The 12,004-nt window shown below is 40.7% G+C and carries 12 protein-coding genes; 7 read left to right on the top strand and 5 right to left on the bottom strand.

The window, feature by feature from the left end:
- Positions 1–206: 206 nt before the first annotated feature.
- From rplM to sspB, 4 genes are all read left to right on the top strand, one after another.
- On the top strand, positions 207–635 hold the full coding sequence (rplM, locus tag CYG50_RS15610) for a 50S ribosomal protein L13 (RefSeq protein WP_004258237.1): 429 nt from the start codon (positions 207–209) through the stop codon (positions 633–635).
- A gap of 14 nt (positions 636–649) precedes the next feature.
- Complete coding sequence (gene rpsI, locus CYG50_RS15605; protein WP_004258235.1) at positions 650–1,042, top strand: 30S ribosomal protein S9; 393 nt, start codon at positions 650–652, stop codon at positions 1,040–1,042.
- Between the two features lie 546 nt (positions 1,043–1,588).
- A complete protein-coding gene (gene sspA, locus CYG50_RS15600; protein ID WP_004258227.1) occupies positions 1,589–2,230 on the top strand; it encodes a stringent starvation protein SspA in 642 nt (213 codons plus the stop codon).
- Between the two features lie 7 nt (positions 2,231–2,237).
- Positions 2,238–2,729 (top strand): ClpXP protease specificity-enhancing factor, encoded by a 492-nt coding sequence (gene sspB, locus CYG50_RS15595; RefSeq protein ID WP_181490174.1) that lies wholly within the window; start codon positions 2,238–2,240, stop codon positions 2,727–2,729.
- A gap of 85 nt (positions 2,730–2,814) precedes the next feature.
- Here the strand turns inward: sspB and CYG50_RS15590 are convergent, their stop codons facing one another.
- On the bottom strand, positions 2,815–4,221 hold the full coding sequence (locus CYG50_RS15590; protein WP_168222868.1) for a glutamate synthase small subunit GltD family protein: 1,407 nt from the start codon (positions 4,219–4,221) through the stop codon (positions 2,815–2,817).
- 300 nt (positions 4,222–4,521) lie between these two features.
- On the opposite strand from CYG50_RS15590, the gene arcB reads away from it, so the two are divergent.
- The 3 genes from arcB (at position 4,522) to mtgA (ending at position 8,481) form a co-directional block, all read left to right on the top strand.
- Positions 4,522–6,867: an aerobic respiration two-component sensor histidine kinase ArcB gene (gene arcB, locus CYG50_RS15585; RefSeq protein WP_102137915.1), complete on the top strand. Its 2,346-nt coding sequence runs from the start codon at positions 4,522–4,524 to the stop codon at positions 6,865–6,867.
- 232 nt (positions 6,868–7,099) lie between these two features.
- Complete coding sequence (elbB, locus tag CYG50_RS15580; protein WP_102137914.1) at positions 7,100–7,750, top strand: isoprenoid biosynthesis glyoxalase ElbB; 651 nt, start codon at positions 7,100–7,102, stop codon at positions 7,748–7,750.
- An 8-nt stretch (positions 7,751–7,758) separates the two neighbouring features.
- Positions 7,759–8,481 (top strand): monofunctional biosynthetic peptidoglycan transglycosylase, encoded by a 723-nt coding sequence (mtgA, locus tag CYG50_RS15575; RefSeq protein WP_102137913.1) that lies wholly within the window; start codon positions 7,759–7,761, stop codon positions 8,479–8,481.
- A 63-nt stretch (positions 8,482–8,544) separates the two neighbouring features.
- Here mtgA and dolP read toward each other — a convergent pair whose 3' ends face one another.
- The 4 genes from dolP to CYG50_RS15555 all read right to left on the bottom strand — a co-directional run bounded on the left by dolP (position 8,545) and on the right by CYG50_RS15555 (position 11,968).
- Positions 8,545–9,120, bottom strand: a complete 576-nt coding sequence (gene dolP, locus CYG50_RS15570) for a division/outer membrane stress-associated lipid-binding lipoprotein (RefSeq protein ID WP_102137912.1) — start codon at positions 9,118–9,120, stop codon at positions 8,545–8,547.
- A gap of 9 nt (positions 9,121–9,129) precedes the next feature.
- The gene (diaA, locus tag CYG50_RS15565; protein WP_004908326.1) at positions 9,130–9,720 is read right to left on the bottom strand and encodes a DnaA initiator-associating protein DiaA; all 591 of its coding nucleotides are present in this window, start codon (positions 9,718–9,720) and stop codon (positions 9,130–9,132) included.
- Between the two features lie 115 nt (positions 9,721–9,835).
- Positions 9,836–10,216: a YraN family protein gene (locus CYG50_RS15560; protein ID WP_102137911.1), complete on the bottom strand. Its 381-nt coding sequence runs from the start codon at positions 10,214–10,216 to the stop codon at positions 9,836–9,838.
- A 39-nt stretch (positions 10,217–10,255) separates the two neighbouring features.
- On the bottom strand, positions 10,256–11,968 hold the full coding sequence (locus CYG50_RS15555) for a penicillin-binding protein activator (protein WP_102137910.1): 1,713 nt from the start codon (positions 11,966–11,968) through the stop codon (positions 10,256–10,258).
- Positions 11,969–12,004 lie beyond the last annotated feature (36 nt).

Genomic DNA, 12,004 nt, shown 5'->3' with positions numbered 1-12,004 from the left:
TTGGGGTCGATTTTTGTTTCTGACTTCTCTATAATCTTGCGACCCCACGTTACAGCGTTATTTTTTATTTCCCAAAAAATAACGCATAAATGCCAGTTAGGCTGCTCGAAGGGGTAGGTTTACTGGACAAAGAGTCGTGTGAACCTCAGAAAGCTTATGAACATGAGTGTTCACCAACGTGTAACTTCAATATTGGGTAAGTTTTAATGAAAACTTTTACAGCTAAACCAGAGACCGTAAAACGCGACTGGTACGTTGTTGATGCAGATGGCAAAACTTTAGGCCGTCTTGCAACTGAAATTGCTAGCCGTCTGCGCGGTAAGCATAAAGCGGAATACACTCCGCACGTGGATACTGGTGATTACATCATCGTTCTGAATGCAGAAAAAATTGCTGTTACCGGCAATAAACGCGAAGACAAAATCTACTATCGCCACACTGGCCATGTAGGTGGAATCAAGCAAGCAACTTTCGAAGAAATGATTGCTCGCAGTCCTGAGCGTGTGCTTGAAATCGCGGTTAAAGGCATGTTGCCAAAAGGACCTCTGGGTCGTGCAATGTACCGTAAACTGAAAGTTTACGCAGGTAATGAGCACAACCACGCGGCTCAACAACCGCAAGTTCTTGACATTTAATCGGGATTATAGCAATGGCTGAAAATCAATACTACGGCACTGGTCGCCGCAAAAGCTCATCTGCTCGTGTCTTTATTAAGCCGGGTAGCGGTAACATCACAATCAATCAACGTACACTGGAACAATACTTTGGTCGCGAAACTGCGCGCATGGTAGTTCGTCAGCCGTTAGAATTGGTTGAAATGTTGGAAAAATTGGATCTGTACATCACTGTTAAAGGTGGTGGTATTTCAGGTCAGGCAGGCGCAATCCGTCACGGTATTACACGTGCACTGATGGCTTATGATGAGACTCTTCGTTCTGATCTGCGTAAAGCTGGTTTCGTTACCCGTGATGCGCGTTCTGTTGAACGTAAAAAAGTGGGTCTGCGCAAAGCACGTCGTCGTCCACAGTTCTCCAAACGTTAATTTATTACCCTTTGGGTATAAAATTGATGAAAAAACCCGTCTTAATGACGGGTTTTTTATTGTCTATTGTTTTACTTATATTTTTATTATTAATGATAGAATAACTGCGTCTAATCATGATGCTTTATAAAAGAACGAATATATAGTTTAAAGAGAAAATAATAGTTTAGCCTAAAATTAAAAATAATTATTAGTTAACTGAATTGGCATATCTTTAATGAATACGACTCAAACTATGGAGTTAACTTTAGGGTTTTTATTCTTTATTTTTGATTTAATTTTTAATTAAATTCTAGTTTTCTTCCTGTTTCTTTCTTGTTATGAAATAAATCTATGATTTTTTCGATGTGCCGCCCCTAAGTTGTACAAAATCTGTTAGAATATGCCCCTGTTTTTTTATTTCACATTTCTCGCCTTTACTGTGCGGGAGGGTTGTGTTGACTTTCAATATGGATAAATGAAAGTTAAACACAGGGGATTTTAAAATGGGTAATGGGTAATTAAAAATTAATTACATTTCGTCCATTTTGTATTTTGGAGGTTTTAATGGCTGTCGCTCCTAATAAACGTTCGGTAATGACATTGTTCTCTGGCCCTACTGACATTTTTAGCCATCAGGTACGTATCGTGCTGGCTGAAAAAGGGGTAAGTGTTGAAATTGAACATGTCGAACCCGGTCATCTGCCTCAAGATCTGATCGATCTCAACCCATATCAGAGCGTTCCAACATTAGTTGACCGTGACCTGACTCTCTATGACCCACACATTATCATGGAATACCTTGATGAGCGTTTTCCTCATCCGCCATTAATGCCAGTTTACCCTGTTGCGCGTGGTACTAGCCGTCAATTGATGCACCGCATTCAAAATGATTGGTATTCATTAATGAGTAAAATAGAGAACGGCAGTGCGCAAGAAGCCGCAAATGCTCGTCGTCAGCTGTCTGAAGAGTTGATCGCTGTTTCTCCTGTTTTTGCTGAAATGGAATTCTTTATGAGTGAAGAATTCAGTCTCGTAGATTGCTATTTAGCACCATTATTATGGCGTTTACCTGTTCTTGGTATTGAATTGAACCCATCTAGCAGCAAATACTTGCAGTTATATATGCAACGTGTGTTTGCACGTGACGCATTCTTAGCATCGTTGACTGAATCTGAGCGCGAAATGCGTTTGTCTACAAGAGGCTAAAAGAATGATGGAAATGACAGCAATGTCACCACGTCGCCCTTATTTGTTACGTGCCCACTATGAGTGGTTGCTTGATAACGATATGACTCCGCATTTGGTGGTTGATGTCACCGTTCCTGCTGTTAACGTTCCTATGGAATTTGCCCGTGATGGGCAAATTGTGTTGAATGTTGCGCCAAGAGCTGTTGGTAATTTTGAAATAACCAATGATGAAGTGCGTTTTAATGCTCGTTTTGGTGGAATACCTCGCCAAGTTTATGTCCCTATGGCCGCAATTATGGCGGTATATGCACGTGAAAATGGGGCTGGAATGATGTTTGAGCCTGAAGCTGCTTATGATGCAGAGTTATCAGCAGGTTTTGAACACGTTGAAGAACCTGAAGACAACATTACTCTAGTTCATGAAGCTGAATCTGTGGATGAAAAGTCACATGAGCCATCAGGGGATGAACCACCACGACCACCAAAAGGTAGGCCTTCTTTAAGGGTTGTTAAATAACTCATTAGGCGGGTTAGCAGCAAATTAAGAACAGGGGGGAAACCCTCTGTTTTTATATTCCCTCTATGTTCAAATAAATGGATAACTAAACCCCTAGAAATAACAAAATACCTTCAGCAGCATTACGCCCATCATCAATCGCAGTCACAACAAGATCTGAACCTCTTATTATATCTCCACCAGCAAACACTTTTTCATGTGAAGTTTGAAAAGGGATGGGACTATTACGGTTTGCTAAAATATGACCATACTTATCACGCTTGATTAACGCGTTATTCAACCAAACTTGGTCATGAGGTGCAAATCCATAAGCCACAATTACGGCATCGGCTTCGATAAAAAATGTTGAATCATCAATGAGTTCTAATTGATAGCGGCCATTTTCTAATTTGCCATTTTGTGTGCGAGTGGCGTAAACCCCTGTAAGCTGTTGTTGCTCATTAACGACAAACTGAGTGACTTGCAAATTAAAGTGGAACTGAGCGCCTTCATCTAATGCATTGACGACTTCTTTTCGTGAGGCTGGCAGACTTTGTTCATCTCTACGATAGAGACAACTAACTTGCTTCGCTCCTTGGCGAATAGCGCTACGAACACAATCCATCGCGGTATCTCCACCTCCTAATACGATAACGCTTTTTGAGTGTAAATTGATATAGGGTTCATCATTAGGAGTAGGAAGTTGCATTAAATGGCGCGTATTTGCGATTAGGTAGGGGAGTGATTCAAAAACGCCTTGAATCGGTTTTTTAGGCACGTTGCCTCGAATTGCTTGGTAAGTACCAGTACCAATAAAAATAGCGTCATAAGTGCAAAGAAGCTCATCTAGAGAGATATCTGTACCCACCTCGGTATTCAATTGAAACTGAATGCCCATTTCTGTAAATATTTCTCGTCTTTGGACCATTAATTTCTTTTCTAACTTAAATGAGGGAATGCCAAAAGTTAGTAATCCCCCTATCTCAGGGTGTTTATCAAAAACGACGACATTTACACCATTTCGAATAAGTACATCAGCGCAAGAAAGGCCTGCAGGGCCTGCACCAACAATGGCGACACATTTGTTTACAGAGCGAATAGGGGAAGAGGTTGGACGCCATCCCATCTCAAAGGCGGTATCATTAACATATCGTTCAATATGACCGATAGTGATAGAACCTGTTGTATCATGAAGTACACATGCTAATTCGCAGAGTTTTTCTTGTGGGCAAACGCGCCCACAGATCTCAGGTAAGCTATTGGTATGATGAGATAATTCAGCCGCTTCAATTATTTTTCCTTCAGCAGCAAGTTTGAGCCACTTTGATATTGGGTTATGTAACGGGCACTTCCATTCACAAAAAGGGCTACCACAAGAGAGGCAGCGGCTCGCTTGCTGTTGTACATCAACGGTATTATCGGACTCATAGATTTCAGTAAACGCTATTTTGCGGATTGCCAGCGCTTTTTTGAGCGGTTCGCGACGTTGGTGACCGAAAATATTCGAACTCATGGTATTCCTTACTGAATTTTGTCTGATTTTACTTGAGATAGCTTGGGCTTTTACTGTGATTTTAGCGGCCTTACCCAAGGAACAATAGTGCTATTATTTTGATTTTTATGTGATTATGATTAAAAGTTATCCGAAATGAACTTTTACTTTATCTAATAGAAAGAAAATACCTGATTGTTTTTTATCATTAATCGTAAAAAATGGCTATTGAATGAGCAGGATCGACATTTCGAGTGAATAATCATCCGAAACTGCCTTGTTTGATATATGATTCAAAGAGAATTTAACTAAGGGGTGGTTATGAAAGTACTTCGCGGCCTGGCGCAATACTATGTCGATTTAATGATGAAGCTCGGTCTAGTGCGTTTTTCTCTGTTACTTGCAGCTGCATTGGTTGTTCTCGCCATGATAATGCAAATGGCAGTGACAATTGTTTTAAGAGGGCATGTTGATAGCCTCGACATGGTGGGGTCAATTTTCTTTGGGTTAATCATTACTCCATTGGCCGTCTATTTTTTGTCGGTGGTGGTTGAGCAACTTGAAGAGTCTCGGCAGCGTTTATCACGAATGGTTGATAAACTTGAAGTTATGCGAAAGCGTGATGCGGATTTAAACATTCAATTGCAGGGAAATATTGAACAACTTAACCTTGAGATTCTCGAACGAGAAAAAGCCGAGCGCGCTCACTTAGAGCTCCTTGAGCAATTAAAACAAGAAATGAAATACCGTGAGCAGACACAGATTGAACTTGAGCAGCAATCTGTATTACTTCGTTCATTCTTAGATGCTTCTCCTGACTTAGTCTATTACCGCAATGAAAATAATGAGTTTTCGGGATGTAACCGAGCAATGGAACTGTTGACTGGGAAAAGTGAAAAACACTTAGTTGGGTTAACGCCATTAGATATTTATGATGTTGAAATTGCCTCCAAGGTTATGGAAACCGATGAAAAAGTTTTTCGTCATAATGTTTCTCTCACTTATGAACAATGGCTGGTATATCCAGATGGCCGTAAAGCCTGTTTTGAGCTCCGTAAAGTGCCTTTTTATGACCGAGTTGGCAAACGACATGGCCTGATGGGCTTTGGGCGTGACATAACGGAGCGTAAACGCTATCAGGAAGCGTTAGAGAACGCGAGTAGGGAGAAAACCACCTTTATTTCTACAATCAGCCACGAGCTTCGTACACCCCTTAACGGCATTGTTGGTTTGAGTCGAATTTTATTAGACACCGATTTAACTTCGGAACAATCTAGCTATTTAAAAACTATTCATGTTAGTGCCGTCACTTTGGGTAATATATTCAATGATATTATTGAGATGGATAAAATTGAACGCCGTAAAGTTCAGTTAGATAACCAGCCAATCACATTATCTGAATTTGTGAATGACTTAGAGAATTTAAGTGGGTTATTGGTACAGCCAAAAGGGCTTAAATTTGTCATGGACGTTGCGCCTGCATTACCCAAAACGGTTTTAACCGATGGGACTCGTTTACGGCAAGTCCTATGGAATTTAATTGGTAATGCAGTTAAGTTCACGCAGAAAGGTGAAGTGAAGCTTAGTATTTGGCAAGAAGCTGAAAATAAATTGTTTTTTAGAGTTCAGGATAGCGGCATAGGCATACCGAAAGATGAGTTAGATAAAATCTTTGCAATGTATTATCAAGTAACAGATTCTGCTGGTGGTAAACCCGCTACGGGGACGGGGATTGGGCTTTCTGTATCTCGTCGCTTAGCACAAAATATGGGAGGCGATATACAAGTTGAAAGTGAAATAGGCCAAGGTTCCACTTTTACTTTATCCATTACAGCGCCAGTTGTTGAAAATAATGTTATTGAACAGCAAGATCCTGAAGACGATTACCCATTGCCAGCATTGCATATTCTACTCGTAGAAGATATTGAACTGAATATTGTTGTTGCTTGTTCTGTATTAGAAAATTTAGGCAACACGGTCGACGTGGCAATGAATGGTAAAGATGCCCTCGAAATGTTTGCCCCTGGTGAATATGACTTAGTTTTATTGGATATTCAATTACCTGATATGACAGGCTTAGATATCTCAAGGCAACTAAAACAGCAGTATGATAAGCAAGACCTGCCACCATTAATTGCATTAACTGCAAATGTTCTCAAAGATAAGAAAGAATACTTTGATGCAGGTATGGATGGCGTATTGAGTAAACCATTATCAGTTCCTGCATTGACCCAAGTTATTGAGCAATTTTGGGGTGAGCAATCTGTTCAACCTGAAGAAGCATCGAATGACCGTGAGGCTTCAAGTGTTGATGAGTCAATATTAGATTGCGATATGCTAGAGCAGTATATTGAATTAGTTGGCCCTAAGCTTATTTATGATGGGCTAGATGTCTTTGAAAAAATGCTTCCAGGCTACTTAGCTATTCTTGACTCGAACATGGTGGCTAAAGACCAAAAAGGCATTGTTGAGGAAGCCCACAAAATCAAAGGAGCGGCAGGTTCTGTTGGCTTAAAGAACTTACAGAAAATAGCACAACAGATTCAATCTCCTGAATTACCAGCATGGTGGGACAATGTACAGGAATGGGTGGATGAACTAAAACAAGATTGGAAAGCAGATATAGAAACTTTGAGAAACTGGGTTGATGAACGTACAAAAAAATAACCCCAACCGAAGTTGGGGTGCGCGAATACTGCGCCAACACCAGGGAAATCGTTGATCTGCATGTGTTTTTTGTTTTTTGCAAATCATTAAATTAGGTATATCACTGTAAAGGGCAACATCAAGATACCAAAATTTAGCGAATCTGTTACAAGATTCATTAAAATCTGTGATGAAGATTGATGTTTATGCACCTTAGCGCTTGAGAGATAATTTACTACAAATGGAGGAAGATATGAAATCAATTGCGGTTATTTTAAGTGGCTGTGGTGTTTTTGATGGAAGTGAGATCCATGAGTCAGTGCTAACTATGTTAGCTTTGAGTCAAAATAATGCTGAAATTCACTTTTTTGCACCTGATGAGCTACAACCTACTGTTATTAATCATATGACTGGGGAGTCTAAATCAGAAAAACGCAATCAAATGGAAGAATCTTCACGTATTACACGTGGGAAAATATCGCCTTTGTCATCAGCTGATGCTTCAACGCTAGATGCCCTCATAATTCCTGGTGGTTTTGGTGCCGCAAAAAATTTATGTGATTTTGCAGTTAAAGGAAGTGAGTGTGTAATTAATAAAGAACTATTAAGTTTAGTACGCCAAATGCACCAACAGAAAAAGCCGCTAGGGCTGATGTGTATTGCTCCTGTGATGCTTCCTAAAATGTTAAATACATCAGTAGTACTAACTATTGGTAATGATAGTGAAACGATTGCTCAAATAGAAATTATGGGAGGAAAGCATATTGAATGTGCTGTTGATGACATTGTAATTGATGAAGTTAACCGAGTTGTTACAACACCTGCTTATATGCTGGCTCAATCAATTTCTGAAGCAAATACGGGCATTAATAAGCTTGTTAAGAAAGTATTGGAAATGGCGTGATTATTTGAATGCGAACTATTGTTTCTAAATTATGGCACTGGTTAAAGAAGATCACATTTTCATTACTTGTGGTGTGGATTTGTTCAGTCGTTTTATTTAAATACATACCAGTGCCTTTTTCTGCGGTGATGATCGAACGACAAATTACCGCATGGGTAAACTTAAATTTTTCTTACGTATCTCGTTCTGAATGGGTAGACGAAAATCACATTTCTCCGTATGTTTATTTAGCGGTAATTGCTGCGGAAGATCAAAATTTTCCTCATCACTGGGGTTTCGACCTTGATGCAATCGAGCGTGCTTACAAACACAACTTGAGCAATAAACAAACAATTAGAGGGGCTTCAACTATCTCCCAGCAAACAGTAAAAAACTTGTGGTTATGGGATGGGAGAAGCTGGCTAAGAAAGGGCCTAGAGACAGTAATGACTCCTATTATGGAGCTGTTGTGGTCAAAGCAAAGGGTTTTGACTGTTTATCTTAATATAGTTGAGTTTGGTGATGGGGTTTTTGGGGTTGAAGAGGCTGCAAATAAATTCTTTAATAAGCCTGCTAGCAAGCTCTCAATGAGTGAGGCTGCGCTATTAGCTGCGGTTCTTCCTAATCCTCATAGATATAGCGTAAAAAACCCATCCTCTTACGTCCTCAAAAGGCAAGCTTGGATCTTGAATCAAATGCACTTATTAGGAGGTAAGAATTATCTGAAAATAAACCAGTTGATGGATGAATAAGAAAAAAGCCATGGTTTTTCTCTCACGGCTTTTGTATTTATAACAATATATTATTGTTTATGATTAATTAAGATAAGTGAAAGCAGTCGTTACTCGACGAACACCATCTGTTTCACTGGCGATTTTAGCCGCCGCATCACCTTCTTGCCTTGTTAAAACACCTAGCAAGAAAACCTCACCATTTTCAGTAATAACTTTTACACTACCAGATTTAACACTATCACTAGCAAGGATTTTAGATTTCACTTTGGTTGTTAACCAAGTGTCTTTTGAAGCAGTTCCCAAATCAACGGGCTCTCCACTACGGACTTCATTATAAACTGCGATGGTGCCATCAACGTTAGAGGCTATTTGTTTTGCTCGTTCAGCCCAAGCCATATCAGGGCTTTGGCCAGTTAACAGCACATTACCTTTATAAGCGGTCGCAATGATACGAGCCTTACCTGTGATATCCTTATCTTTATTCAGTTGTCCACTAACCCTAGCTTCTAAGGTCCCATCGTCAACTTGTTGACCAACTGTACGAGGGTCTGTGGCACTTTTCGTTGCAACGGCCGCAGAACCTACGACGGCAGCCCCTATACAGCCTTGTAATAGAACAGTACTGATGACTATGGCAAAAATTGGTATTAATCGCATTTTGTCTCCTTAATCGTCCTGATGTGGGAAAAGAGTATTATCTATGAGGTCACACAGACAATTTACAGTAAGAAGATGAACTTCTTGAATTCGAACACTTCGTTGGGATGGAATACGAATTTCAACATCTTGGGGGCCAAGTAAACCCGCGAGTTCCCCTCCGTCATAGCCTGTTAAGGCGACAATTGTCATGTCTCTAGTGACTGCAGCTTCAACAGCTTTAATAATATCACTGCTATTACCATGGGTTGAAATTGCCATCAAAACATCGCCATGCTGGCCTAATGCTCTAACTTGTTTCGCATAAATTTCAGAAGGTTGCTTACTACCCGAAATGGCAGTTAACACGGCATTATCGGTATTAAGTGCTAAAGCGGGTAAGCTAGGGCGCTCGGTTTCAAAGCGATGGATCATACTCGCAGCAAAACGTTGTGCGGTAGCAGCGGAAGCGCCATTACCACAACATAAAATTTTGTTGCCATTGAGTAAAGACTGAACCATCATCATCGCGGCTCTTGAAATGGCATCAGGCAGCGCTTCAGCGGCTGCTATTTGAGTTTGGATGCTTTCAGTAAAGCAAACTTTTATTCGGTCTAGCACGAGTTTTTCCTTTGTCGCCTCGATATAATTCAAATCATTTTGTGTATTACCATTATATTTGAATTATAGCGTTGTTGACTGCATGAACAGTGTATAAAGCTGACTATCTTATCTGTTAATAAACATCATTTTCGTTGAATGCATTTTGTACCCAGTCAAATCGGTTTCCCGTGATGGCACAGATATCAAAACGGCATGCGCTAGTTTCAAAACTTTCTTGTCTTTTTGAGAGCCAAATTTTAGCAGCAGCTAATAGTTTTCGACGTTTGTGCCAGTTTACTGATAAAAGTGCATCTCCATAGTCACAATTTTTGCGAAAACGAACTTCAACAAATACCCAACCTGTATTATCTCGCATGATGAGGTCGATTTCTCCGCCTCGGTTCCTTGCATTACGTTCGACAAATGTTAATCCCTGTTGTTGCAGGAAAGCGAGTACTTGGTTCTCATAGTACCGGCCTGTTAACCATTGTATGGCTTTTGGCATAATTTTCATGACGTCCTTGTCTGAAAAAAAGTGAGGTATTGAATGATGCTATTGCGCCGAAACCACTTTACCTTGTTTAAATTGCAGCCAAGGTAATTCTCGGTACACCACACAGTTTGGTGTTGTGCTTAAGGTCCCGGATGCGCCATTGATACGAAATTGCCCAGATTGTTGCAGCTTGTCGTAATTGTTGGCTAAAGACCATGCATCAATACCCATGGCATATAAACGGAATAAAGAGTAATCATTACTCAGCTTTTGTTGAGCTTGTTTACGTAAGTTATTGTTTGCGCCTGCGAGTAAAGGGATTTCGCTAAATTTAACGCCATCCATTTCAAAGCGATAGTCTGCACCAGACCCTGCTTGGTTACTACGGGAGCTTGTATAAAGTGCAGGACGAGAGCGGGAGCTAATCGCCATTTCAATCATTGGCTTGATTAAGGTGAGCTCATCACGAGTAGCAACAATATAAACGCTGTCAATCGCCCCTGTTGAATCGATATATTGTGGATCTATTGATTGTGTATCTATCGACTGTGTACCCGTATTCACTGGCGTTCCAGTCATACGGATCCCTGCACCACGATTAATTGACTCTTTTAAAGAAGGGATTGAGCCAAAGGTTTGCATTAGAACGGTCCCGCCGCCTTTTTCTTGCCACCCTTGGGCAAAGGCTTTGGCTATCCTATCACCGAAAGCATTAGCTGGAACTAATACCAATGGCATTTGCTTGCCCTCAGCTTTCATGTAAGCCGCTGCATTTTGTGCTTCATCTTCTGGCGATAATGAAAAATAGCAAAGATTTGGTCGAGGCTGTAATTGGTTCGCATCAAGTTCATTGAGCGCGAGCACACTAACAGGTGCCCCCATTTGGGTAATGCTTTGAACATCACTTTTTAATAATGGCCCAACAATGAGATTAAAGCCTTCATTTTTTGCTTGTTCAATAAGCTCAGGCATTTGCTTGTTTGTCGTATCAAACACCTTGACGCTTTGGGTGTTCACAGGGGCGGCATCGATACGCAAAGCGGATGTCACTACATCGCTATCGCTAGTAGTAGGGGCATTACCTGTGGTTGCCGCAACTTGTTCATAGATTTGGTCGAGGACATCATTTCCACTACTCGCTGGTGTTACGGCAGCTTGAGGGGCAGACCCTTGAGGTAGGCCTTTTTGCGCATCCATAAAGCCTTGCATGATCGCTTGGCCAAATACTTTCCCTTGGCCACTCATGGGTAAAAATAAAGCAATCTTAGGGGTTTTACCCACTTGAGGTATCATGGCTTGCTGCAAAAGAGTCGGCGTTGTCGTTACTGCTGGGTTATTTGAATAACGCATTTTCCAATCGTTATAGCCAGCGAGTAAGGCATCTGTGTCATCTCGGTTGTTTTGATAAATATCTAAAAGATCGACCCAGCCTTGGAGAATATTTTCATCGGCACCAACGCCATGAATTTGTTCTGGCGTTAACTGTGTTAACATCTGCCATAACCCATCAATATTAGCTTGGCGTTCAGCGGCTGTTTTTAATAAAGGTTCTTGGCTAATGTAGGCGCGTATCGCCTCCATTGAAGGCTTACCTTGTGCAGCATCGATGATTGCTTGGTAATGGCTAGCATTATCAGATGTGCTTTGCTCAGGCGTTTTTTGGGTTGACGGAAAATATTCCGAGACAATTTGGCACCCTGACAGTGCAAATGTGGACAGCATTGCTGTGCACATTAACCCTTTTTTCAAATGCAAAAAAATTGAAGGACGCATACTGTATCCAATGGTGTATTTTTCAATTGCTTAATT

Source organism: Providencia huaxiensis (genome assembly GCF_002843235.3).
GTDB lineage: Bacteria > Pseudomonadota > Gammaproteobacteria > Enterobacterales > Enterobacteriaceae > Providencia > Providencia huaxiensis.
Note: the sequence above shows the minus strand (reverse complement) of the source record. Positions and strands in the feature narration are given on the sequence as shown.